General features: G+C 74.6%; 18 protein-coding genes. 10 read left to right on the forward strand and 8 right to left on the reverse strand.

What is annotated here, in order from left to right:
• Window positions 1–5: 5 nt before the first annotated feature.
• Window positions 6–1,103: a non-hydrolyzing UDP-N-acetylglucosamine 2-epimerase gene (gene wecB / locus ACQP12_RS09970; RefSeq protein WP_357947821.1), complete on the reverse strand. Its 1,098-nt coding sequence runs from the start codon at window positions 1,101–1,103 to the stop codon at window positions 6–8.
• Between the two features lie 407 nt (window positions 1,104–1,510).
• Between wecB and ACQP12_RS09975 the strand changes: the two genes are divergently transcribed.
• The 4 genes from ACQP12_RS09975 to ACQP12_RS09990 all read left to right on the forward strand — a co-directional run bounded on the left by ACQP12_RS09975 (window position 1,511) and on the right by ACQP12_RS09990 (window position 8,263).
• Window positions 1,511–3,196, forward strand: coding sequence for a glycosyltransferase (locus ACQP12_RS09975; RefSeq protein ID WP_433286874.1), 1,686 nt, complete (start codon window positions 1,511–1,513; stop codon window positions 3,194–3,196).
• A gap of 98 nt (window positions 3,197–3,294) precedes the next feature.
• On the forward strand, window positions 3,295–4,887 hold the full coding sequence (locus ACQP12_RS09980) for a glycosyltransferase family 4 protein (RefSeq protein ID WP_433286876.1): 1,593 nt from the start codon (window positions 3,295–3,297) through the stop codon (window positions 4,885–4,887).
• Window positions 4,888–5,035: 148 nt separating this feature from the next.
• The gene (locus tag ACQP12_RS09985) at window positions 5,036–6,292 is read left to right on the forward strand and encodes a nucleotide sugar dehydrogenase (protein ID WP_433286878.1); all 1,257 of its coding nucleotides are present in this window, start codon (window positions 5,036–5,038) and stop codon (window positions 6,290–6,292) included.
• Window positions 6,293–6,382: 90 nt separating this feature from the next.
• Entirely contained in the window at window positions 6,383–8,263 is a 1,881-nt protein-coding gene (locus ACQP12_RS09990; protein ID WP_433286880.1) for a hypothetical protein, read from the forward strand.
• Between the two features lie 34 nt (window positions 8,264–8,297).
• On the opposite strand, the gene ACQP12_RS09995 is transcribed toward ACQP12_RS09990, so the two are convergent.
• Window positions 8,298–9,467, reverse strand: coding sequence for a hypothetical protein (locus tag ACQP12_RS09995; protein ID WP_433286882.1), 1,170 nt, complete (start codon window positions 9,465–9,467; stop codon window positions 8,298–8,300).
• 302 nt (window positions 9,468–9,769) lie between these two features.
• On the opposite strand from ACQP12_RS09995, the gene ACQP12_RS10000 reads away from it, so the two are divergent.
• From ACQP12_RS10000 to ACQP12_RS10015, 4 genes are all read left to right on the forward strand, one after another.
• Window positions 9,770–11,314 (forward strand): glycosyltransferase family 4 protein, encoded by a 1,545-nt coding sequence (locus ACQP12_RS10000; protein ID WP_433289205.1) that lies wholly within the window; start codon window positions 9,770–9,772, stop codon window positions 11,312–11,314.
• The gene (locus ACQP12_RS10005; RefSeq protein ID WP_433286884.1) at window positions 11,311–12,891 is read left to right on the forward strand and encodes a glycosyltransferase family 2 protein; all 1,581 of its coding nucleotides are present in this window, start codon (window positions 11,311–11,313) and stop codon (window positions 12,889–12,891) included. Before ACQP12_RS10000 ends, ACQP12_RS10005 begins: the two co-directional genes overlap by 4 nt.
• Window positions 12,888–14,171: a nucleotide sugar dehydrogenase gene (locus ACQP12_RS10010; protein WP_433286886.1), complete on the forward strand. Its 1,284-nt coding sequence runs from the start codon at window positions 12,888–12,890 to the stop codon at window positions 14,169–14,171. Before ACQP12_RS10005 ends, ACQP12_RS10010 begins: the two co-directional genes overlap by 4 nt.
• 159 nt (window positions 14,172–14,330) lie before the next feature.
• Window positions 14,331–16,079 carry a CDP-glycerol glycerophosphotransferase family protein gene (locus tag ACQP12_RS10015; RefSeq protein ID WP_433286888.1) on the forward strand — a complete coding sequence of 583 codons (1,749 nt, stop codon included), beginning with the start codon at window positions 14,331–14,333 and terminating at the stop codon, window positions 16,077–16,079.
• Window positions 16,080–16,132: 53 nt separating this feature from the next.
• Here ACQP12_RS10015 and ACQP12_RS10020 read toward each other — a convergent pair whose 3' ends face one another.
• Window positions 16,133–16,675, reverse strand: a complete 543-nt coding sequence (locus ACQP12_RS10020; protein ID WP_357947844.1) for an acyltransferase — start codon at window positions 16,673–16,675, stop codon at window positions 16,133–16,135.
• Window positions 16,676–16,826: 151 nt separating this feature from the next.
• Window positions 16,827–17,165, reverse strand: coding sequence for a DUF952 domain-containing protein (locus ACQP12_RS10025; RefSeq protein ID WP_433286890.1), 339 nt, complete (start codon window positions 17,163–17,165; stop codon window positions 16,827–16,829).
• Between the two features lie 79 nt (window positions 17,166–17,244).
• Here ACQP12_RS10025 and ACQP12_RS10030 point away from each other — a divergent pair, with 79 nt between their 5' ends.
• The gene (locus ACQP12_RS10030; RefSeq protein ID WP_433286892.1) at window positions 17,245–17,913 is read left to right on the forward strand and encodes a response regulator transcription factor; all 669 of its coding nucleotides are present in this window, start codon (window positions 17,245–17,247) and stop codon (window positions 17,911–17,913) included.
• Between the two features lie 10 nt (window positions 17,914–17,923).
• Window positions 17,924–19,378, forward strand: a complete 1,455-nt coding sequence (locus ACQP12_RS10035) for a sensor histidine kinase (protein WP_433286894.1) — start codon at window positions 17,924–17,926, stop codon at window positions 19,376–19,378.
• Window positions 19,379–19,385: 7 nt separating this feature from the next.
• Here the strand turns inward: ACQP12_RS10035 and ACQP12_RS10040 are convergent, their stop codons facing one another.
• The 4 genes from ACQP12_RS10040 to ACQP12_RS10055 all read right to left on the reverse strand — a co-directional run bounded on the left by ACQP12_RS10040 (window position 19,386) and on the right by ACQP12_RS10055 (window position 23,672).
• Window positions 19,386–20,339 carry a TAXI family TRAP transporter solute-binding subunit gene (locus ACQP12_RS10040; RefSeq protein ID WP_433286896.1) on the reverse strand — a complete coding sequence of 318 codons (954 nt, stop codon included), beginning with the start codon at window positions 20,337–20,339 and terminating at the stop codon, window positions 19,386–19,388.
• A gap of 123 nt (window positions 20,340–20,462) precedes the next feature.
• A complete protein-coding gene (locus ACQP12_RS10045) occupies window positions 20,463–21,128 on the reverse strand; it encodes a hypothetical protein (protein WP_433286898.1) in 666 nt (221 codons plus the stop codon).
• 107 nt (window positions 21,129–21,235) lie between these two features.
• Entirely contained in the window at window positions 21,236–22,033 is a 798-nt protein-coding gene (gene yaaA / locus ACQP12_RS10050; protein WP_433286900.1) for a peroxide stress protein YaaA, read from the reverse strand.
• Window positions 22,034–22,055: 22 nt separating this feature from the next.
• Window positions 22,056–23,672, reverse strand: coding sequence for an ArnT family glycosyltransferase (locus tag ACQP12_RS10055; RefSeq protein ID WP_433286902.1), 1,617 nt, complete (start codon window positions 23,670–23,672; stop codon window positions 22,056–22,058).
• Between the last annotated feature and the right edge of the window lie 52 nt (window positions 23,673–23,724).

Raw genomic sequence — 23,724 nt, forward strand, 5'->3', positions numbered from 1 at the left:
TACAACTACTCTTTCGTCGATTCGGAGCCGGTCAGGACGCTCACCACCCGGCGGGCGGCGCGACCGTCACCGTACGGCGTGCCCTGCGGCGCGGTCGGGGCGGTGCGGGTGGCCGTCTCCGCCCAGGGTCCGGCGCCCAGCGACGCCGGGTCGGCCACCAGCCGGTTCCAGCCGTCGTGCAGCGTCTCGACCCACTCGGTCTCGGAGCGCAGCGTGGTGCAGGGCCGGCCGAGGAGGTAGGCCTCCTTCTGCAACCCGCCGGAGTCGGTGACGACCCCGACGGAGCCGAGGACCGCCCGCACCATCTCGGCGTACGGTAGCGGCCGGCCCACCCGGATCGCGCCCTGCTCCAGCTTCAGGCCCTGCTCGGCGGCGCGTCCCACCAGCCGGGGGTGGGCGAGCAGCGCCACCGGGACCGGCAGGGCGGCCAGCGCCGCGACCAGCGAGGCCAGGCGCTGCGGGTCGTCGGTGTTCTCCGCCCGGTGCAGGGTGCAGAGCAGGTACGGGGAGCGGGGGTCGACACCCTCCGGCAGGCCGGCGGGGGGCGCGCCGTCGGCGAGCACCGTGTCGCGTACGCGCTGGCAGACGTCCACCATCACGTCGCCGACCAGCGTCGCCCGGGACCCCAGTCCCTCGGCGCGCAGGTGCCCCATGGCCTCCTCGGTGGGGGCGAGCAGCAGGTCCGCCGCGTGGTCGGTGAGCACGCGGTTGTGCTCCTCCGGCATCCGGCGGTTGAACGAGCGCAGGCCGGCTTCCAGGTGCGCCACCGGCAGGTGCATCTTCACGGCGGCGACCGCGCCCGCCAGCGTGGAGTTGGTGTCGCCGTAGACCAGCACCCAGTCGGGCCGTTCGGCGGCGAAGACCGGGTCCAGCGCGGCGAGGATCCGGCCGGTCTGCTCACCGTGGCTGCCCGAACCGATGCCGAGGTGCACGTCGGGCTGGGGGATGCCGAGGCCGGAGAAGAACACGTCGGACAGGTCGGCGTCGTAGTGCTGCCCGGTGTGCACGATCACGTGGTGGTGCGCGGTTTCCGCGAAGGCGGCGGCGATGGGTGCCAGCTTCACCAGCTGCGGCCGGGCTCCGACGATGCTGACAACCTTCACTACGCGTTCACGACCTTCACTTCGGGTGCTCCACCTGGACTCGGGGCATACGGATGTCGGTGCGGGGCGCTGTCGGGATGGGCGGCCGGGCCGGGGGGCCGGCCTCAGAAGTCTAGCCACCGGCGCTGTCCGGGCCACGTGCGCCCGCGTGTGTCGGTGCCCCCTCGGCCGGTCGGCCGACCGGTCACCTTTCGCACCGTTCGGCCCTGCCTGTGCCACATGATGCCAGATGATGAAGGGCTCTTCCGGGAGCGAGCAGCGGTTTGGCGGTGTGTCGAGCGCTGTGGCAGACTCGTGCGCGACCAACCGTCCGTCACCGCTCTGGCGACCGTTCCGGCAGCAGGGGGCCCGCGCCCGATGGCTTTCGATGTGCCTCGCGACCCGACGGCTCGCCCGGGGGTCCTGGGATGAGTCTTCCGCGCGCCGCCAAGCGGTCGGCCCGCCGGGCCGCCAGGTTCGCCGTGCGGGTGACGACCTCGCCGTCCGCCATGCGCTCCCGTGCGGTCGCCGGGCTGTGGAACGCGGCGGTCACCGCTCCCGGCCTGTCGGACCGGACCCGCGGCAAGCTCGCCGACCTGCTGCACACCCGGCTGCTGGCCGCGGGGCAGCCGGAGCGGGCGGCCCGGGTGTCCGCCACGGCGCTGCGTCGGGTCGGAAGCTCCCGGCTGCGCGCCGAGATCCTGACCCGGCAGGCGGTCGCCGAGCTCGACGCCGGCACGCCGCCCACTCTTCCGGCCGCTGTCGCCGCTCAGCTGGCCCTCGCCGACGACCGGCTCGGCCGGGGCGACGTCGCGGGCGCCGTCCGCTTCCTCGAGGCCGCCCAGCGGCAGTTGTTCGACCGGCGGCTGCACTTCGATCGTCTGACGTCGCCGCTCGCCGAGGACGCCGGGGATTTCCTGGCGCCCTGGCATGCCAGCGCCGCCGTCCGGGCCCTCTCCGCGCCGCGTGGCCGGCAGGGTTCGCCCGCTCCGGTGCCGACCGACCGGCCGCTGCGGCTGCTGATGGTCACCTACGGCAACCACGGTTTCCTCGATCTCATCCGGCGGCACTTCGACCAGCGGCCGGACGTCGAGCTGCGGTTCCTGGACCCGGGCGAGGACGGCACCCACGTGCCGCTGCTGAACAACCGGCGCGCGATGATGCAGCACGTCCTCGCCGGCGACACGACGTACGGGGACAAGGTCACCGAGTGGCTCGCCCCGCAGGTCGAGTGGGCCGACGTGGTCTTCGTGGACTGGTGCGCCGCGCTCGCGGTGCTGTTCTCGATGATCGATCCGGGGTCGACCCGGGTGATCGTCCGGCTGCACAGCTTCGAGGCCTTCGCCGCGTGGCCGCACCTGGTGGACTTCTCCCGGGTGGACGACCTGATCTTCGTCTCCGACCACCTGCGCGACCTCACCGTCGCCGCCGTGCCGGCGCTGACCGCGGCCGGCACCCGCCTGCACGTGATCAGCAACGCCATGGATCTGCGCGCCTTCGAGCGGCCCAAGGAGCCGGAGGCCCGGTTCACCCTCGGCCTGGTCGGCATCAAGGCGGTCGCCAAGGATCCCCGGTGGGCGGTCGAGGTGCTGCGCCACCTGCGGGCCCACGACGAGCGGTACCGGCTGCTGCTGTTCGGCCGTGACCTGGACGCGGACGCGAGCCCGGACAGCCGGCGCTACTGGGACGCCTTCCTGGCCGACATCGCCGAGCTCGAACCGAGCGGGGCGGTGGTCCGGGTCGGGCAGGTCGACGACGTGCCGGCGGCGTTGACCCCGGTCGGCGTCATCCTGAGCAGCTCGGTGCGGGAGAGTTTCCACTGCGGTCTGGTGGAGGGCGCCGCGAGCGGTGCGGTTCCGGTGGTCCGGGACTGGCCGTTCTTCGCCGGCCGGCCGTCCTCGGCCCGCAGCCTCTTCCCGGTGGACTGGGTGGTCGACAGTCCGGCGGACGCCGCCCAGCGGATCCTCGCCGTCACGGCGACCGAGGATGCCTGGCGCAAGGCGAGTGAGGCAGCCGCCGAGCACGTGGTCGCGACCTGGGACTGGGAGCAGGTCAAGCACCAGTTCGACCAGGTTGTGGCGGGTACGACCGTCCGTACGGCGGGTGGCAGCTGAGCGACGCGGCAGGCGTCGCCCGGTCGAGAGCTGTTGGGCACCCGCGCGCACCGGCGACGCCGGCGCCGCATGGGCCTCGAGACAGAGGAGAAAAGGCAATGGCCGCGACGGGGGAAGGTGCGCCGCCGGCGCCCGCCCGGATCGTGATACTCGTCGACAACGGCGTGAACGGCGACTCGCGTGTGCAGAAGACCGCGAAGTCGGCCGCCGACGCCGGCTGGGACGTGATCCTGCTCGGTCGCTCACCGAACGGGCAGCCGCAGAGCTGGCAGTTGGGGGCGGCGAAGGTGCAGCTCGTGCGGATGCCGAGTCCGCTGAAGCAGCGCCGGCACGAGTTCCGCCGGCGCTGGTTGACGGGGCCGCTGGCGTACCCGCCGACCGGTGTCGCGGCGTACCGCCAGCAGGAGGTGCGGGCCTGGCAGGCTGACCTGCGGGTACGCCGGGCGGCGTTGGCCGGCGGCGGTGGCTCGACGCTGGCCCGGCAGGGCCTGCGGGCGCAGGAGCTGGCCGCCAAGGTGACCCGGAAGTGGATCTCCTTCCGGCACTGGCAGCTGACCCGGGGCCAGACCAAGCGCAAGACGCTGAGCACCCCGTCGGACCGGGCCTACACCTGGCTGCAGCTGCGGCTGCGCGGTGACCGGGCCTGGCGCAAGCTGGAGCCCCAGCTCTGGGACTACGAGCTGGCCTTCGGCCGCACGGTCGACGAGCTCAAGCCGGACATCATCTACGCCAACGACTTCCGGATGATCGGGGTCGGTGCCCGTGCCAAGATCCGCGCGGCGGCCAAGGGCCGCACGATCAAGCTGATCTGGGACGTCCACGAGTACCTGCCCGGCGTGAAGCCGCGCGCCGACAACGCCCGGTGGATGGTGGCCAACCGTGCCCACGAGCACGAGTACGCGCGGCACGCCGACGCCGTCATCACGGTCTCCGAGCGGCTCGCCGAGTTCCTCAAGCGGGACCACCACCTGCCCGAGCTGCCCTCGGTGGTGCTGAACACCCCGCACGCGGCCGACGCGCTCGGCGCGGCCACCGGCGACGGACCGGACATCCGCACCGCCTGCGGTCTCGGCCCGGACGTGCCGCTGGTGGTGTACAGCGGAGCCGCGGCCGCGCACCGCGGGATGGGCGTGATGGTGGAGGCCCTGCCCCGGCTGCCCGGGGTGCACGTCGCGTTCGTGGTGAACGCGCCGACCGGCCCCTACCTGACCAGCCTGAAGAAGCGGGCCGCCGAGCTGGGGGCGGCGGACCGGCTGCACGTGCTGCCGTACGTGACGCCGGCCGAGGTGGTCGGTTTCCTCTCCACCGCCACCGTCGGGGTCATCCCGATCCACCACTGGCTCAACCACGAGATCCAGCTGATCACCAAGTTCTTCGAGTACTCGCACGCGCGGTTGCCGATCGTGGTCAGCGACGTGGAGACGATGGCCGCCACGGTCCGGCAGACCGGGCAGGGCGAGGTCTTCCGCGTCAACGACGTGGACGAGTACGTCCGGGCCATCGAGGCGGTGGTGGCGGACCCGCAGCGCTACCGCAAGGCGTACGAGTCGATGGATCTCGCCGCGTGGACGTGGGAGGAGCAGGCCAAGGTGCAGAACGGCCTCTACCACCGGCTGGCGCCGCAGGGCCGGCGTCCGGCCCTGCCGGAGTCGGGCGGCCTGCCCGTCACGGACGAGCTGACCCGGTTGTGACGGCCGGTCCGGGGCGGCGGGAGCGTCGCCCCGGACCACCGCGAGGCCGCGGTCGCCCGGCCGGCACCAGGTACCATCCCCACGGCTGTCGAGGGCGGAGGCCGCTCGACCCTCCTCCGCCGGACCACCGACGCGCAAGGGACATGAAATGACAGATGTGGTGATTCTCGGCCTGGGCTACGTCGGGCTCCCGCTGGCCCGGGAGGCCGTCCGCGCCGGCGCCTCGGTGCTCGGGTTCGACGTCAAGACCAGCGTCGTCGACGCCCTCAACGCCGGCCGCTCCCACGTCGACGATCTCTCCGACGACGACATCGCCGAGATGCTGGGCGCCGGCTTCCGGGCGACCACCGACGAGACCGAGATCGCCACCGCGGACGCGGCGGTGATCTGCGTGCCGACGCCGCTGTCCGAGGACGGTGGGCCGGATCTGGCCGCCGTCGAGGCGGCCACCCGCGCGGTGGCCCGCAACCTCCGCGCGGGCATGCTCGTGGTGCTGGAGTCGACCACCTACCCGGGGACGACCGACGAGATCGTCCGGCCGATCCTGGAGGAGTCCGGCCTGCGCGCCGGGACCGACTTCCACCTGGCGTTCTCCCCGGAGCGCATCGACCCGGGCAACGCCCGCTTCGGCCCGCGCAACACCCCCAAGGTGGTCGGCGGCCACACCCCGGCGTGCGGCGACCGGGCGGCCGCCTTCTACGGGCGCTTCGTCGACACGGTGGTGCGCACCAAGGGCACCCGCGAGGCGGAGACGGCGAAGCTGCTGGAGAACACCTACCGGCACGTCAACATCGCGCTGGTCAACGAGATGGCGCGGTTCTGCCACCAGCTCGACATCGACCTCTGGGACGTGATCAACGCGGCGAGCAGCAAGCCGTTCGGTTTCCAGGCGTTCTACCCCGGTCCGGGCGTCGGCGGTCACTGCATCCCGATCGACCCCAACTACCTCAGCCACAACGTCCGGGCCAAGTTGGGCTACCCCTTCCGGTTCGTGGAGCTGGCCCAGGAGATCAACGCGACGATGCCGTCGTACGTGGTCCGCCGGGCGCAGGACATCCTCAACGACGCCGGCCTGGCGGCCAACGGCTCCTCGGTGCTGCTGCTGGGCGTGACCTACAAGCCGGACATCGCCGACCAGCGCGAGTCGCCGGCCGTGCCGCTGGCCCGGTTGCTGCACGGCCTCGGCGCCAAGCTCAGCTACCACGACCCGAACGTGGAGACCTGGCAGGCCCTCGGCGGCAGCGTGCCGCGCGCCGAGGATCTGGAGGCCGCCGTCGCCGCGGCGGATCTGGTCATCCTGGTGCAGAACCACCGGTCGTACGACGTGGACGCGCTCGCCGCCCGGGCCAAGCGCTTCTTCGACACCCGCGGCGTGACGACGGGCGACACCGCACACCGGCTCTGACCCGCCCGGGTCCGCCCCGGGTGATCCGCGACACTCCGTGATGCTCCGGTTACTCTGCGATCAACGGAGTCGCTCGTAGGATCGGGCGTCATGGCTGGTAACCCGCCCGACGCCCGGGGTCCGCACGGCCCCGCTCTCGCCGGGCCGGGTGACGACGGGCCCGCGCTCGTCGTGGACCGGCCCGCGCCGGCCGCCGGACCCGCGGCCACCACGGTCGCGGCCGGGGCGGCGCGGCCGGCCCGGGAGCGGCGCCGCCGGCACGACCTGTCGGTGGCCCTGGTCTACCTGGCCGGCGCCGTCCTGGTGACCGGTCGGGGCTGGCTGGACGTGCACGGCCGGCTGCTCGGCAGCCGGCCGTCCGACCAGGGCTTCAACGAGTGGATGCTGGCGTACGCGGCGCACGCCGTCACGCACCTGGAGAACCCGTTCTTCACCACGCTGCAGAACGCCCCGGACGGGGTCAACCTGATGACCAACGTCGGGATGCAGCTTCCCGGCCTGGTGCTCACCCCGGTGACGGTGCTGTTCGGGCCGCCGGCGGCGTACCTCGTGTTCGTCACCCTCAACCTGGCCGGCACCGCCTACGCCTGGTACCACGTGCTCTCCCGGCACCTGGTGCGGTACCGCGTCGCCGCCGTCGCCGGCGGGCTGTTCTGCGCGTTCGCCCCGGCGCTGGTGTCGCACAGCAACGGCCACCCGCACGTCACCGCCCAGTGGCTGGTGCCGTTCATGCTCTGGCAGGTGGTCCGCCTCGCCCGGGACGGCCGGGTGCTCCGCGACGGGCTGGTGCTCGGCCTGCTGATCGCGGCACAGTTCTTCATCGGCCTGGAGGTCCTCTTCCTGACCGCGCTGGGCTGCCTGGCGGGGCTGCTCGGCTGGCTGCTGGTCCGGCCCCGGGAGGTGGTGGCCGCCGCCCGGCCGCTGGCCGGTGGGATCGCCGTCGCCGGGCTGCTGGTGCTGGTGGTCGGCGCGTACCCGCTGTGGATGCAGTTCGCCGGCCCGCAGCACCGGGTGGGTCACCCGGGCTCGCCGGACCAGTACGCCCTGACGTTGCGCTCGTACGTCGCGTACGCCACCGAGTCGGTGGGCGGCGGCCGGCACAGCGCGAAGGGCCTGGTCGCCAACACCACCGAGGAGGCGAGCTTCTACGGCTGGCCGTTGGCGGTCCTGGTCCTCGGCGCGGTGCTCTGGCTGCGCCGGCAGGCGCTGGTCCGGGTGCTCGCCCTGGTCGCGGCGGTGGCCGCCGTCCTCTCCCTCGGCACCACCTGGACCTGGGGCGCCGGGCGCACCTCCGTGCCGGCGCCCTTCGCCCTGGTCGCTGACCTCCCGGTGTTCGACTCGCTGGTGGTCGCCCGGTTCGCGCTGATCACCACCGCTGCCGTGGGCGTGCTGCTGGCGCTCACCGTCGACCGGCTGGCGGGGCTCGCCGGGCGGCCGGATCGGGCGCACCGGCTCGTGGCCGCGCTCGGCGGCGCCGCGCTGCTGGCCGCGGTGGTGCCGGTGGCGCCCACGCCGCTGCCGTCGCAGCCGCGGGTGCCGGCGCCCGACTTCGTCACCTCGGGCGCCTGGCGGGACCACGTCACGCCCGGACGGACCCTGGTGCCCGTACCGGTCGACAACATGACGTCGCTGTACTGGAGTTCCGCCGCGCTCGTCGGCTTCGCCGTCCCGCAGGGCTACTTCCTGGGCCCGGTGTCGAGGACCGACCGGACCGGCCGGTGGGGCGTCGAGCCGCGGCCGACCGCCGTCCTGCTCACCGCCGTCGGCCAGGGGCGGCATGCCCCCGTGGTCGCCCCGGCCGACCGGGACCGGGCGCTCGCCGACGTGCGGCACTGGCGGGCCGACGCGCTGGTGCTGCCGGCGGCGCACCCCCGCGCGGCACAGCTGCGTGCCGTGCTCGACGCCCTGTACGGGCCGGGCCGTCAGGTCGACGACGTGTGGCTCTGGGACGTCCGTCCCCGCACCCGTTGAGCGGCGGCGCGGGCGCCGTGCCCGCGCCCGCCCGTCACGGCGAGAAGCGCCAGACCAGCAGCAGGTACCCGCCGAAGTAGGCGGCCACCAGCGCGAGCGTGGTCAGCACGGTCACCGCCCTGGCCCGACCGGCCCGGGCCAGCGCCACGGCGGCGGGCAGCAGCAGCGGGAACGCGGGCAGCAGGAACCGCGCCTTCGAGTGGTAGAAGCCGGCGGCGCCCAGCGTGGTCAGCAGCAGCAGCCCGCTGTAGAGCAGCAGCTGCCACGGCTGCCGGTCGAGCAGGCTGAGCACGAACAGCATGATGGCCAGCACCGCCACCAGCGTCACGACGTAGAACTCCACCTCCGAGGGCCGGCTGAGCACCTCCCGGCCGCGCTCGAACGTGTTCACGCCGAGATCGAAGGACGATCCCCAACCCTCGCCCTGGATCCGGAACCAGCCGTCGGGCCGGCCGACGCGCCAGCCCACCCACGCCAGGTAGGCCAGCCACCCGGCGGGGGCGAGCAGCATGGCCGCCCACGGTCGCCACCCGTCCCGACGGCGTATCACCGCGATCAGCGCGGCCAGGCCGACCACCCCGATGAGCGAGGAGCCGGTCGGCCGGGTGAGGCCGGCGAGCAGGCAGAGCACGCCGGCGGTCAGCCAGCGCCCCCGCAGCAGCGCGTACAGCGACCAGGCCGCCAGCGCCGTGAACAGCCCCTCGCTGTACGACATGAGCTGCACCACCGAGTGCGGCAGCACGCCCCACAGCACGGCGAGGACCACCCCGACGCGGCGGTCGTACACGTGGGCGCCGACGGCGAACAGCCCCCACGCGGCGGCGAATCCGCCCAACCACGACACCAGCAGGGCGGTGTGCCGCAGGTCGAACGGCGTGATCGTGTCCAGCGCGGCGGTCAGGCCCGGGTACAGCGGGAAGAACGCCATGTTGCTGTGCAACTGCTCGGCGCCGTCGTAGCCGTTGCGGGCGATGCCCAGGTACCAGCTGCCGTCGGAGCGGGTCAGCTCGCCGACCGTGCTGCGACCGGTGCTGCGGGCCCAGAGCCAGACGCTCAGCAGGCCGAGCAGCCGTACCGCGGTCCAGGCGGCGAGGGCGGGCAGGGCGTACCGGACGGCGGCGCGGAGCCGCGCGGCGGGCCCGTCCGGCGCCGGCGGGTCGGCCGGGTCCGGCGCTGACGGCCGGCGTTCTCTGGTCGTCGCCATGTCCATTTTCGTCCTGTCCGCAGGGAGGCTGGGCGGGCCGGCCGCTGCCCGCCGACGGTGCGCCCAGGGGGAGGCCGGGACGTCCGTCGGGGTGGGGCATGCCCCGGCCGCCGCCGGCCAGGGATGCAGGTTAGCAAGCGGTCATTCGGTACGGGAGACACGGCGGCGGCGGGCCCGTTGCGCCCTGTCGCGTTGTCGTAGACTCGCCGGTGTCCTCGGGCCGCGGGGCCGAGGGGACGGAGATGGGCGGTATGGGAGCTGAGGGCGCAGACATGACGGAGCGCACCCGGGGACGCGTCGTCATGCTGGTCGACAACGGTGTGAACGGTGACTCGCGGGTACAGAAGGCCGCCCGTTCCGCCGCCGACGCCGGCTGGGAGGTCATCCTGCTCGGCCGGGCTCCCGGCGGCACGCCGCAGACCTGGCGCCTCGGTGCGGCCGAGGTCCGCCTGCTCAAGGTGCCGCTGCCCATGGCCAAGCGGCCGCACGAGTTCCGCCGGTCGTGGCTGCGGGCGCCCCTGGCGTACCCGCCGACCGGCATCGCCGCCCACCGCGCGCAGGCGGTCCGGGCCTGGCGTGCCGACCTGCGGGTCCGTCGCGCCGAGCTGACCGCCGCCGACCGGCGTCCCGCGCTGCGCTGGCAGCTGCTGCGGACCGAGGAGCGCTTCTCCGGTCTGGTCCGCCGCTGGGTGTCGCTGCGGCAGCGGGAACTCACCCGGGCCCGCCAGGGGCGCAAGCTCGACGGGCCGTGGGACCGCGCCTTCACGCTGTTCTGGCAGCGGGTGCAGGGCGGCGGGGCGTGGCGGCGGCTGGAGCCGGGCCTGTGGGACTACGAGCTGGGCTACGGCCCGGTCCTCGACGAGCTCAAGCCCGACCTCATCCACGCGAACGACTTCCGCATGCTGGGGGTCGGCGCCCGCGCCAAGATCCGCGCCGCCGCGGAGGGGCGGCACATCGCCCTGGTCTGGGACGCCCACGAATACCTGCCCGGCGTGCAGCCCTGGCGCGACAACGCGCGCTGGCTGCCCGGCAACATGGCCCACGAACGCGAGTTCGTGCCGTACGCCGACGCGACGATCACCGTCTCCGGCGGCCTGGCCGATCTGCTCCAGGCCGAGCACGGGCTGGCCGAACGGCCGGCGGTGGTGCTCAACGCGCCGGCCGTGGACGAGGTGACCGCCGACCCGGCCGGGTCGCCCGACATCCGCGCCCTGTGCGGCATCGGCCCGGACGTCCCGCTGCTGGTCTACAGCGGGGTCGCCGCCCCCAAACGCGGGCTCGCGGTGATGGTCGAGGCGCTGCCCGAGCTGGCCGGGGCGCACGTCGCCCTCGTGGTCAACAAGCCCGGCTCCGACTACGTGCGCGGGCTCATGACCCGGGCTCAGGAGCTGGGGGCCGGCGACCGGTTGCACGTGCTGCCCTACGTGCCGCACGACCAGGTGGTGCCCTTCCTCTCCGGCGCCCAGGTCGGCGTGATCCCGATCCAGCACTGGCCGAACCACGAGATCGCGCTGATCACCAAGTTCTTCGAGTACTCCCACGCCCGACTGCCGCTGGTCGTCTCCGACGTCCGGACGATGGCGGAGACCGTGCGCTCGACCGGCCAGGGCGAGGTGTTCACGGCCGAGGACGTGACCGACTACGTCCGGGCGGTTCGGTCGGTGCTGGCGGACCGGGACCGTTACCGCGCCGCGTACGACCGGCCGGGGCTGCTGGCCGACTGGACCTGGGCGGCCCAGGCGAAGATCCTCGACGGGGTGTACTCCCGGCTGCTACCGGAGCGCCCGCCGCGCAGCGTCGGCGGGACGCCGTCGGCGCCGCTGCTCCCCGCCGGGGTCGGCAGGTGACCCAACCGGACGTCACCGTGGTGACCGCCGTCTACAACACCATGCCGGACCTCACCACCTGCCTCACCTCGCTGGTCGAGCAGACCATCGGGCTGGACCGGCTGGAGGTCGTGGCGGTGGACGACGGCTCGACCGACGGCAGCGCGGAGGAGCTGGACCGCTTCGCCGCGCGCTACCCCGGCACCGTGAAGGTGCTGCACCAGCCCAACTCGGGCGGCCCGGCCGCGCCGAGCAACCGCGGGCTGGAGCACGCCACCGGCCGCTACGTCTTCTTCATCGGCTCCGACGACCACCTGGGCCCGGAGGCGCTGGAGCGCATGGTGGCCGCGGCCGACCGGTGGGGCTCGGACGTGCTGCTCGGGCGGCTCGTCGGGGTGAACAAGCGGTACGTCCACCAGGCCATCTTCGCCAGCACCCAACCCGAGGTCGACCTCTTCGCCTCGGCGCTGCCGTTCGCGCTGTCCAACACGAAGCTCTTCCGCCGGGAGCTGGTGGAGAAATACGGCCTGCGCTTCCCGGAGGACATGCCGGTCGGCAGTGACCAGCCGTTCACGCTGGAGGCGTGCCTGCGGGCCGGCCGGATCTCGGTGCTCGCCGACTACGACTACTACTACGCGGTGAAGCGCGCCAACTCCGGCAACATCACCTACCGCAGCACGCACCTGGCGCGGCTCGGCTGCGTGGAACGGATCGTCGCCTTCGTCGCCGAGCACATCGAGCCGGGCGAGCGGCGCGACGCCGTCCTGCTCCGCCACTTCACCTGGGAGATCGCCAAGCTGGTCCAGGATGACTTCCTCTCCCTCGACCGGAAGACCCAGGAGCAGGTGCGCGAGGGCGTCGGGCGGCTCGCCCGGGAGCATCTCACCGAGGGGATCAGGGGCAAGCTGCCCGTGACCGCCCGGGTCCGGATCGGCGTGGCCGCGTACGGCACGCTGGCGGACCTGGTGGCCGTGCTCCGCCAGGACGTGCGGCACGGGTTGCCGCCGACGGTCCTGCGCGACGACGGCTGGTTCGCCCGCTACCGCGGCTTCGGCGACGGCCGGTGCGGGCTGTCCGACGACTGGTACGAGATCACCACGCCGATCTCCCGCTGGCTGGCCCGGCTGGAGGCGGTGGCCGTACGGTGGGCCGTGGACGGTTCGGGGGAGCGGACGGTGCGGGTGACCGCCCGAGGTCCCCGGCCCGACCTGGCCGAGATGGCCGGCGGCGCGATCACCGTCTCGGCGGGGCGGACGGCCGGCACGGTAGATTCGATCGAGGCCGACCCGCTCGGTGCCACGGTCAACATGTCGTTCCGGGCCCGGGACCTGCTCACCGGCCTGAAGCCCGGCGGGGAGCGCCGGGTGGTCAAGGTGACGGTCACCCGGGACGGCGACAAGGGCTCGACCCCGGTGCGCGGCCCGCAGCCCTCGATGGTGCAACGGTCGTTCCACCGGGAGGGCGGCCAACTGTTCGTGATCACCAGCAGCACGAACCGCAAGGGCGACCTGATGCTGGTCGTCTTCCCGGTGACACTGCGCCGCATGATGTCCGGCCTGCGACGCAGGCTCCCGCTAGGAGGAAAGAAACAGCCATGAACATCTGCGTCGTCGCGCTCGGCAAGATCGGTCTGCCGCTCGCCGTGCAGTTCGCCTCGAAGGGGCACCGGGTGCTCGGTGCCGACGTCTCGGAGCGGGTCGTCCAGCTGGTCAACGACGGTGCCGTGCCGTTCCCCGGTGAGGCCGACCTGGACGTCAAGCTGAAGGAGGCGGTGGCCGCCGGGCTGCTGTCGGCCACCACCGACACCGCCGCCGCGGTCGCCGAGTCCGAGGCCGTCGTCGTGGTCGTGCCGCTCTTCGTGGACGCCGAGGGCGTGCCGGACTTCGGCTGGATGGACGACGCCACCCGGGCCATCGCCCGCGGCCTCAAGCCCGGCACGCTGGTCAGCTACGAGACCACCCTGCCGGTCGGCACCACCCGCAACCGCTGGGCGCCCATGCTGGAGGAGGGCTCCGGCCTCACCGCCGGCCGGGACTTCCACCTGGTGTTCAGCCCGGAGCGGGTGCTCACCGGCCGGGTCTTCGCCGACCTGCGCCGCTACCCGAAGCTGGTCGGGGGCATCGACGAGGCGTCGGCCGAGCACGGCGTGCGCTTCTACGAGGCGGTGCTGGACTTCGACGAGCGGGCCGACCTTGACCGCCCGAACGGCGTCTGGGACCTCGGCTCGGCCGAGGCGTCCGAGCTGGCCAAGCTCGCCGAGACGACCTACCGCGACGTCAACATCGGCCTGGCGAACCAGTTCGCCCGCTTTGCCGACACGGTGGGCGTCGACGTCACCAAGGTCATCGAGGCCTGCAACACCCAGCCGTACAGCCACATCCACTCGCCGGGCATCGCCGTCGGTGGTCACTGCATCCCGATCTACCCGCGGATGTACCTGTGGAACGACCCGTCGGCCACCGTGGTCCGCTCGGCCCGGGAGGCCAACGCCGCCATGCCGGACTACGCCGTCGACCTGCTCGCCGCCGCGTACGGGGACCTGACCGGGGTGGGCGTGCTGGTGCTCGGCGCGGCCTACCGGGGCGGCGTCAAGGAGACCGCGTTCTCCGGCGTCTTCCCGACCGTCGAGGCGCTGCGCGCGCGGGGCGCCGTCCCGTACGTCGCCGACCCGATGTACACCAACGAGGAACTGGCCGCGCACGGCCTCCCCTGCTACGAGGGCGAGCCGGTCGGCGCCGCGGTCATCCAGGCCGACCACGCCGAGTACCGCAACCTCACCCCGGCGGACCTGCCGGGCGTGACGGTGCTGGTCGACGGCCGCCGGGTCACCGACCCGGCGCGCTGGACCGGCGTCCGCCGGGTGGTCATCGGCGGCTGACCGCCCGCCCGCAGGCTCCGGGCCCCGGCCGTGTGACGGCCGGGGCCCGCTCGCGTCGCGCCCCCCGCCCGCCCAACTTGTGTTGTCTGCCCCTTTTCGGGGTACGCGGCTGCCCGGTATCGGATCACGTCGGCCGGTGGGCACACAGGGAGCGTGCCGTTGTTCAGCAGAGTGCGGAGCCAGCAGGGTCTCACCGCCGTCGGCCTGACGCTGCTCGGCTACGGCGTCATGATCCTCTCCGGGGCGCTCGGTCTGCCGGTCCCGTACGCGATCGCCGCGCTCGTGGTGATCGCCGGTGAGCTGGCCCTGGCCACCCGGTACGCCGCAACCGGCGAGCTCGTCCGCAAGGCCGGCCTCGGGCTGGTCTTCCGGCGCCTGGTCCGCGACCTGTCCGTGGTGCTGCTGGTGGTGAGCACGGTCCGCCCCGGCGTGGCCGGCACCGTGGCGGTGCTGCTGCTGCCGGCCGGCCTCTGGACCGTGGCGGTCGGCAGCACCGTGCTGACCAGGGTGCTCGACGGGCGGGCCGCCACCCCGGCGCTCACCCGCAACCTCGACCTCGGCGCGGCGCGCCGGCTGCCGGTGCCGCCGGCCTGGGCGCGACATCTGGCCGGCCTGCGGCTGCCGCTGCTCAACGTGCTCCTGGTGCCGGCCGCCGTGGTGGCCGCGGCGACGGGCCGGATGGCCCCCGTGGTGGTCACCGGCCTCGTCACCCTGGCCGCCGGCGTGGTCACCGCCGCGGTGCTGGCGCTCGCCGCCCTGCGCGGGCGCGGGACGGCCCCCGGCGTGCTGCCCGCCGTGCACGACTGGCTGGCCCGGGAGCGGCCCGAGGTGGCGCTCTACTTCGCCGGCCCGGCCAAGGACGTCTACCAGGCCAACATGTGGCTCGCCCCGGTCGAGGCCATCGGCCGCCGCGCGGTGGTGCTGCTGCGCGCCCCGGACGCGTTCCGCGAGCTGGCCGACACCCGGCTGCCGGTGATCTGCGTACCGGCCGGGGTGGACTTCATGAACCTCGACCTCGGCTCGATCCGGGTCGCCCTGTACGCCGCCAACGTCGGCGCCAACATCCACCTGCTGCGCGAGCCCGGCGTGAAGCACGTCTTCGTCGGCCACGGCGACAGCGACAAGCAGGCCAGCGTCAACCCGTACAGCAAGGTCTACGACGAGGTCTGGGTGGCCGGGCCGGCCGGCCGGGAGCGGTACGCCCGGGCCGGGGTGGGCGTGCTGGACCGCGACATCGTGGAGATCGGGCGGCCGCAGCTGGGCGGGGTGCACACCTTCGGCACCGCCGCCGCCGACCACGTCTTCACCGTGCTCTACGCCCCCACCTGGGAGGGCTGGCTCGACGACGACCCCTACCACACCTCGCTGGTGCTGATGGGGGAGCGCATCGTGTCCGGGCTGCTCGCCGCCGGCGACCTGCGACTGATCTACAAGCCGCACCCGCTGACCGGCACCCGCTCCCGGAAGGCCCGGGCGGCGCACGAACGGATCGCGGCCCGGGTCCGCGCCGCGGGCGGCCGCACCGACCCGACCTCGCTGGACGGCACCGCGCACCTCGTGGCGACCGGCCGGACCCCCGCCCTGTTCGACTGCTTCAACGTCACCGACCTGCTGGTCAGCGACGTCTCCAGCGTGGTCTCCGACTTCGTGCAGAGCGAGCGCCCGTACGTGGTGGCCAACCCGGCCGGCCTGCCGGAGGACGAGTTCCGCCGTACGTTCCCCACCGCTCGGGCGGCGTACCTGCTCTCGGTGGACTGCGGTGAACTGCCGAAGGTCCTCGCCGTCACCCGGGCCGGGGACGACCCGATGACCGGGGAGCGGCGGGAGCTGAAGGAGTACCTGCTCGGCCCGGCCGGGTCGAACCCGATGGACCGGTTCCGGGACGAGATCGCCCGGCTCTGCGGCTGAGCCCCGGCGCGGCGCGGGGCGACGACCGGTCCGGCCGTCGCCCCCGCACGCACTCAGCCCTGGTGCGGCGGGTTGTCGACGTCCCGGGAGACGACCTCGCCCTTGGCGTCCACCCAGCCCTTCGGCCGGGCCGGGTTGCCGGCCACCAGCTGGTACGGCTTGACGTCCCGGGTGACCACCGAGCCGGCGGCGATCATCGCGTACTCGCCCACCTCGATGCCGCAGACCAGGGTGGCGTTGGCGCCGATCGAGGCGCCTCGGCGGACCATGGTCGGGGTGATGGTCCAGTCCGGGTTCTGGGCGCGCGGGCGGAAGTCGTTGGTGAACACCGCGCAGGGGCCGACGAAGACCTCGTCCTCGATGGTCACGCCCTGGTAGACCGAGACGTTGTTCTGGATCTTCACCCGGTCGCCGACGGTGACCTGCGCGTCGACGTACACGTTGCGGCCGATCACGCAGCCGGCGCCGACCTGCGCGCTCGACCGGATGTGGGCCAGGTGCCAGACCTTGGTGCCGTCGCCGACCTTGGCGCCGTCCTCCACGTCGGCCGTCGGGTGGACGAAGACGGAGGCGGACCGGTCGCTGGTGTCAGTCATGTCAACTCGCATCGTGGCAGGGCGCGTCGTCGCGCCGTCGGTGCCGGACGGCCGCGCCGGCTGACCACCGCGCGCCCGGCCGGGCCAGGGCCACCCGGCCGCGCCGGGCTTCCGGAGCCGGCGGGCGGGCTCGACGCAGCATAGCGAGCCGTCAGCCCACCAGCTCGGCCACCGCGTCGGCGGCGGGCCGGTCGGCGGGCAGGGGGTGCGCGGCCACCACCGCGTCCACGGGCAGCGCCGCGTAGAGGTGCGGGAAGAGCGCGCCGCCCCGGGACACCTCCCAGCGCAGCGCGTCGCCGAGCCGCGCCTCGTCCACCGCCAGGACGGTGAGGCCGGTGGCCCCCGCGAAGACCCGGCGGGCGGTCTCCACCACCTGGTCCGGACCGGACAGGTGGATGTAGCCGTCCTGCCGGTCCATCGCGGTGCCGGTGAACCGGCCGGCCGCCCGTGCCTGCTCCCACTCGCTGTCGGCCAGAATCTTGTAGATCACCACCGCAGCCTAGAAGCCCACCGGCCCTCCCGTCCGGCCGCATCGTCTGCCACCATTCGCAGGGCAGCACGTCGAGCGGATGGAGGCACGGGTGCGGATCCTCCTGGTCGAGGACGATCGTCGGGTGGCCGGCGCCCTGTCGTCGGCACTCACCCGGCGCGGATACGAGGTGGAGCACGCCGCCACCGTCGGGGCCGCGCTCTCCGCCGCCCCCTGCGACCTGGTGCTGCTCGACCTGACCCTGCCCGACGGGGACGGCACCGACCTGTGCCGGGAGCTGCGCCGGCGCAGCAGCCAGCTCGGCATCATCGCGGTGACCGCCCGGGGCGAGGAACGCGACCGGGTGCTCGGGCTGCGGCTGGGCGCCGACGACTACGTGGTGAAGCCGTTCTCGATGGTGGAGCTGCAGGCGCGGATCGAGGCGGTGCTGCGCCGGGCCGCGCACACCGCGCCGGAGCGCACCCTGATCGAGGCCGGGGCCGTCCGCATCGACGTGAGCGGCCGCACGGTGACCGTGGCCGGCCGGCCCGTGGCGCTCACCCGCAAGGAGTTCGACATCCTGCTCTCGCTGGCCCGCCAGCCCGGGGTCGCCGTGCCGCGGGACCGGATCCTGCTCGACGTCTGGGGCACCACCTGGGCGGACCGGCACACCGTGGAGGTGCACGTCGGCTCGCTGCGCGGCAAGCTCGGCGACCCGACGCTGGTCGAGACCGTCCGCGGGGTCGGCTACCGGCTCCGCGCCGAGTGAGGAGGCCGCCGTGCGCCGCCGGCTGGTGATCAGCTACCTGCTGCTGATGGTGCTGGTGCTGCTCGCCCTGGAGACCCCCCTCGCCGCCACCCTGGCCACCCGGGAGACCGAACGGGTCCGCGCCGACCGGCTCGCCGACGCCACCCGGTTCGCCTCGCTGGCCGGCCCCGCGCTGCGCGGCGGCACCCCCGGCCCGCTGGACGCGGAACTCGCCGCCTACGACGACCTCTACGGCATCGGGGCGGCCGTGGTGGACCGGGACCGCCGGACCGTTGTCGCCTCGACCCGCTGGGAGGTCGGCGCGGGCACCGACCTGGCCCTGGACACCGCGCTGTCCGGGCAGCAGTTCAGCCGGCCGGACGCGGTCCGCCCCTGGGTGGACGGGCCGCTGGTGGTGGCGGTCCCGATCAACGACGGTGGCGAGGTGCTCGGCGCCGTGGTCACCACGACACCGGCGACCAAGGTGCGCCGCACCGTCACGGCCTGGTGGCTGACGCTCGCGGGGATCGGCCTGCTCGCGGTGCTGGCCTGCGTCTCCACCGCGTTCGGGCTGGCCGGCTGGGTGCTGCGCCCGGTCACCGAGCTGGACGCGGTCACCCACGAGATCGCCGAGGGGCACCGGCGCGCCCGGGTGCGCCCCCGGCTCGGCCCGCCCGAGCTGCGCCGGCTGGCGACCAGCTTCAACCACATGGCCGACGCCGTGTCCGACGTGATGGACCGGCAGCGGGCGTTCGTCGCGCACGCCAGCCACCAGCTGCGCAACCCGCTGACCGCGCTGCGGCTGCGGGTGGAGGAGCTGGGGCCGAGCCTCACCGACGCCGACGGCCGGGCCGAGCACCAGCTGGCGCTGGAGGAGACCGACCGGCTGGCCACCGTGCTCGACGCGCTGCTCACCCTGGCCCGCGCCGAGCGGGAGGAGAACCAGCGGGTCACCGTGGACGCCGCCGGGATCGCCGCCTCCCGGGTGGCGGCCTGGCTGCCGCTCGCCCGGCACCGGTCGGTCACCCTGGTGTTCCACGGCACCGGAGCGCCCGCGTACGCCCGGACCGTGCCGACCGCCATCGACCAGGCGCTCGACGCGCTGATCGACAACGCGGTCAAGTTCAGCGGCGACGGGGGAGCGGTGACGGTGACCGTACGCCCGGCGGACGGCGGGATCGCGCTGGAGGTGCGGGACACCGGCCCCGGCATGACGGCCAGCCAGCTCGACCAGGCCACCGAGCGGTTCTGGCGCGCCCCGGACGTGCAGAACGTCGACGGCGCCGGGCTCGGGCTGACCATCGTCGCGGTCCTGGTCGACGCCTCCGACGGCCGGCTGACCATGCGGCAGGGCGAGCCACGGGGGCTGGTCGCCGAGGTGTGGTTCCCGGCCCCGGACGACGACCTCGTCGAGCCCGACGAACCCGCTCCGGCGCTCGACGACGACCCGGTCCAACCGGTCGGTTCCCCGGGCGGGCGCCGCTGAGCCCGCCTCAGGGCTTGGTGGCCCGGTACCAGTCGGCCGCCCCGGGGTGCAGCGGCAGCGGGGTGGTGACGATCGCCGCCCGGGGACTCATCCGGCCGGCCGCCGGATGCGCCGCGGCCAACTCCTCCCGGCGCTCCATCAGCAGCCGGGTCACCTCGCGCACCAGCGCCGCCGGCAGGTCGGCGCGGGCGATCAGGTAGTTCGGGTTCGCCACCGTGCTGACCGGGTCCGCCCCGTAGACCGAGCGAGGGATGTCCCGGGTCACGTAGACCTGCCCGTACCCGCGGCGCAGCGGCTCGGTCCACTCGCCCAGGTCGACCACCCGCACCGAGGTGCTGGCGGCCAGCTCGGCGACGCCGCGCACCGGCAGGCCGCCGGAGAAGAAGAAGGCGTCGATCCGGCCCGCGCGCAGCGCCGCCACCGAGTCGTCCAGGCCGAGGCGCTCCTGGCGGACCTGGCCGCCGCCGAGCTGGGCCACGGCCAGCAGCCGGCTGGCGGTCACCTCGGTGCCGGAGCCGTCGGCGCCCACCGACACCCGCCGGCCCCGCAGGTCGGCGAGGGTACGAACCGGGCCGCCGGCGGGGGTGACCAGGTGCAGCAGGTCGTCGTAGACCCGGGCCACGGCGAGCACCGCGGGGTGCTCCGGCGCGCGCGGCGGCAGCACGTCGGCCTGGGTGAAGCCCAGCTCCGCCTCGCCGGAACCGACCAGCCGGACGTTCTGCGCGGACGCCGCGGTGACCTCCACGCTGGCCCGCACGCCGGGCAGCTCGCGGTTGAGCAGCGCGGCCAGCGACTGGCCGAAGGCGTGGTAGACGGCCGTGGGGCTACCCGTGGCGATCCGGATCCGCACCGGCTCGGTGGGCTCGTCCCGGCAGCCGGCCAGAGCGGCCACGAGCAGCAGCAGGAGCGCCAGCGGGGCGGCGGTCCGGCGCCGGCCGCGCACAGACCAGTGTCGGCTCACGCGCAGCACTCTGCGCCGTGGAGCACCCGCCGCGCAAGCCCGGCCGCGCACCGTCACGCCCGGAGCCGCCCCCGCGGTGCTGCGGTGACCGCGGATCGGCCGGGGTGTGGCGGTCGGGTCTGGTCAGCAGGCCGCCGCCGGGGCCAGCGCCGCGCTCTCGGTGATCCGCGCCCGGTGCGCGCCGTTGGCCACGCTCACCAGGAAGCAGCCGGAGCCGGGCCGGAGCACCGCGGGGACCTCCAGCAGCGCCGCGCTCCGGATCAGCACGGCGGCCAGGTCCCGGTCGGCCAGCCGGATGCCGAGGCTGTGCCGGCGCACGTGCCGCCCGCCGGCCAGCAGCGCCGCCCGCCACGCCGCGGCGGCCAACCGGGGCCGCCACACCCGCCGGGCCGTGGAGGCACCGGGGAAGGGACCGCCGAGCAGCTCCCGGCGGCCCTGCCGCCAGCCGGCCTCCAGCAGGGCCGCGTACGCCGACCGGTGCTCCCGGGGCACCGACAGCCGGTGCAGCTCGTACCGGCGGCGCAGGCCGCCCGTGGTCAGCTCGTGCTCCACCGGCACGTCCAGCCGTTGCAGCAACTGCCGCATCCGGTGCGCCGCGTCCTGGCGGTTGAACTCGGCGATCCCGCCCCGGTACGTGCCGGCGTCGACCCGGCGGGTGTCGGTGGCCGGGGGCGGGGTGCAGCGCACCAGGCAGGCGACCTCGAAGGCGTCGGCCAGGGTGAGCCAGTCCAGTGGCGGGGGCGGCGACCGGCGGGGCCGGTCGAGCAGGGTGGTGGACTCGGGGGCCATCGGAACAGCTCCTTGGTCGGCATCGGGGTTCCCTAACCGTGACCCCCGGTGTCCGCGCCGCGAAACCGCTGCGACCGAGCCTTGAGCAAAATTTGCGGCAACCCGCCTCAGAGTTCGGTGACGACCACGTCGAGCTGGCGGGGCCGGCCGGCCGCCCGCGGCTGCTCCTCGACCGCGTACTTCAGCTCGCGCAAGGCTCCCACCAGCGCGTCGGCGGTGCGCGGGCGGGCGCCGGCGGTGAGCAGGTCGCGGACCAGCCGGCCCTTGGTGGCCTTGTTGAAGTGGCTGACCACCGACCGGGTCGGCACCCCCTCCACCTCCCGCTCGTGCAGCACCCGCACCGTGACGGTGCGCTCGGCCACCTTCCCGCGCGGCGCCCAGGTGGCCGCGTACGCCCCGGAGCGCAGGTCCAGCACCGGGCCGGTCCCGGCGGCCGCCGTCATGGCCTCCGCCAGCGCCCGGCGCCAGTACGCCGACAGCGCCCCGACCCCCGGCAGCCGCGCCCCGATCGGGCAGCGGTACGGCGGGATCCGGTCGGTGAGGCGGACCGCGCCCCAGAGACCCGAGCTGACCAGCACCGAACGGCGGGCCAGCCGCTCCGCCGCCGGCGGCAGCGTGGCCAGGTCGAGGGCCTCGTAGAGCACGCCCGTGTAGATCCGTCCGGCCGGCGCGGTGGCCGCCGCCCGCAGCCGCGCGTTGCGCCGCAGCTCCCCGCGCTGCCCCTCGCTCAGGCCCAGCGCGTCGCGGGCCGCCGTCTCGTCCGGGCCGGCGCAGAGGTCGACCAGGGCGGCCAGCACCTCCTCCCGCGCCGGGTTCAGCTCCGGCAGGGAGAGCTTCGACAGGTCCAGCCGCCGGCCGGTGCCGGCCTCGGCCTTCCCCTCCGACGGGGGCAGCAGGATGAGCATCGGCACAGCGTACGGCGTGGGTTCAGCGCCACGGCCGCACGGCACTCTCCGGGTGGTACACCCGATAACCGCCGACCTCGGCCACCAGCGCCGCGTCGGCGCGGTCACCGAGCAGCCGGCGCAGCGCGCGCTCCGCCGAGGATCCGGTGGCCACCACGTACCCGGGCCGGGCCGCCCGCCCCACCCGCTTCCAGTACGCCGGGTAGCGGTTCTGCCCGGGGCTCAGGTCGCCGTCGAGCACCGCGCAGACCACCGCCTCGCCGGTGTTGAAGATCAGCCGGTTGCAGGTCCAGTAGTCCCCGTACACCTCGCGCAGGCCGGCCCGGCGCACCGCGTCGGCCAGCTCCCGGGCCTGCCGCTCCTCGGTCCGCAGGGACGGGGCGTCGGCCACGAACGCCACGGTGCCGGCCAGCGTGGCGGCCACCAGCGCGGCCAGCACCAGGCCGGCCAGCGCCCCGGCCGTCCGGGCCGCCGCGCCCGCCGTGGCCCGGACCGCGTGCGCGGCGGCCCGCCAGAGCGGCCAGAGCACGACCGGCAGCGAGATCTGCAGCACCGACAGGTAGCGGGAGTTGCCCACCGGATCGGTCGCGGCGAGCGGGCTGCGCACGTACGCCAGCAGGGTCAACGCCGCACCGACGACCAGGGCGAGGATCGCCACGGCCCGGACCCGCGCGGCGGAGTCCGCGGCCCGGCGGAACGCGACCAGCCCGAGCACGGCGGCGGCCACCAGCAGCACCGGGTAGAGCAGCCCGAACCACTGGGCCCAGCGGGCGCAGCCGTCCATCGGGCAGAGCCCGGAGGCCAGCGGCACCCCCTCCAGCAGCCCGCCGTGCAGCCGCTCCGACACCGATGGCGTCGCGCCGTCCTTCGTGCTGATCTCCCGGAACACCGACAGCGAGTCCTGCCCGTCCGGGGCGACCAGGTTGTCCTTGATCACCGGCGCGACCCCGACCAGGAAGCCCACCGCCAGCAGCACCCCCGGCCAGCCCACCAGGTCCCGGGGCGCGGCCCAGACCAGCACCAGGCCGGCCACCGCCAGGTAGGGCACGATCAGCCAGTCCGACCAGACCGCCAGCCCCGCCAGCAGCCCGAACAGGCCGGTGGCCAGCCAGCGGTGCCGGACCCGGCGCTCGCCGACGGCGACCGCGATAAGCAGCATCGCCAGCACCGCCGGCTTCACCTCCGGCCGGCCGCCCACCACGGTGAGCTGGTCCCGGACGACGCGTTCGGAGCCGAGCGCCAGCAGGCCCACCACGAAGGTGGCCAGCCAGGGGGAGAACAGCCGGCGGCTCAACCGGTACGCCAGCCACAGGAACACCGCGAACAGCGCCAGCAACGGCAGGCGCAGCACCGGCCAGCTCGCCCCCGCCCAGCCCACCAGCGGGGCCGCCAGGTAGGACTCCAGCACACCCATGTAGCGCTGGCCGTAGAGGAAGACCGGCCGCTCGTGGCCCGAGGCGATGTGCAGGGCCGCCAGCCCGAACGTCGCCTCGTCGCTGTTCGAGGTGGGCAGCGTGAGCAGGGTCAGCACCAGCCGGTAGCCGACCCCGGCCGCGCCGAGCACCAGCGCCACCAGCGCCGGCCGGTCCAGCGCCGGACGCCACCGTCCCGGGTCCCGCTCTGGTTCCGACACGACCAACGCCCCCGTCGTCGCCTCGACCGCAGTCTGTCACGGGGGACGCCGGGCGGCG

This window comes from Micromonospora sp. CA-244673, assembly GCF_050948395.1.
GTDB lineage: Bacteria > Actinomycetota > Actinomycetes > Mycobacteriales > Micromonosporaceae > Micromonospora.

Coding starts and splice junctions, on each gene's coding strand:
- ACQP12_RS10045 (WP_433286898.1), bottom strand. CDS start 21,128: ATGGCCCCCGAGTCCACCACCCTGCTCGACCGGCCCCGCCGGTCGCCG.
- ACQP12_RS10030 (WP_433286892.1), top strand. CDS start 17,245: ATGGAGGCACGGGTGCGGATCCTCCTGGTCGAGGACGATCGTCGGGTG.
- ACQP12_RS10020 (WP_357947844.1), bottom strand. CDS start 16,675: ATGACTGACACCAGCGACCGGTCCGCCTCCGTCTTCGTCCACCCGACG.
- yaaA (WP_433286900.1), bottom strand. CDS start 22,033: ATGCTCATCCTGCTGCCCCCGTCGGAGGGGAAGGCCGAGGCCGGCACC.
- ACQP12_RS09990 (WP_433286880.1), top strand. CDS start 6,383: ATGGCTGGTAACCCGCCCGACGCCCGGGGTCCGCACGGCCCCGCTCTC.
- ACQP12_RS10000 (WP_433289205.1), top strand. CDS start 9,770: ATGCTGGTCGACAACGGTGTGAACGGTGACTCGCGGGTACAGAAGGCC.
- ACQP12_RS09985 (WP_433286878.1), top strand. CDS start 5,036: ATGACAGATGTGGTGATTCTCGGCCTGGGCTACGTCGGGCTCCCGCTG.
- ACQP12_RS09975 (WP_433286874.1), top strand. CDS start 1,511: ATGAGTCTTCCGCGCGCCGCCAAGCGGTCGGCCCGCCGGGCCGCCAGG.
- ACQP12_RS09995 (WP_433286882.1), bottom strand. CDS start 9,467: ATGGCGACGACCAGAGAACGCCGGCCGTCAGCGCCGGACCCGGCCGAC.
- ACQP12_RS10010 (WP_433286886.1), top strand. CDS start 12,888: ATGAACATCTGCGTCGTCGCGCTCGGCAAGATCGGTCTGCCGCTCGCC.
- ACQP12_RS09980 (WP_433286876.1), top strand. CDS start 3,295: ATGGCCGCGACGGGGGAAGGTGCGCCGCCGGCGCCCGCCCGGATCGTG.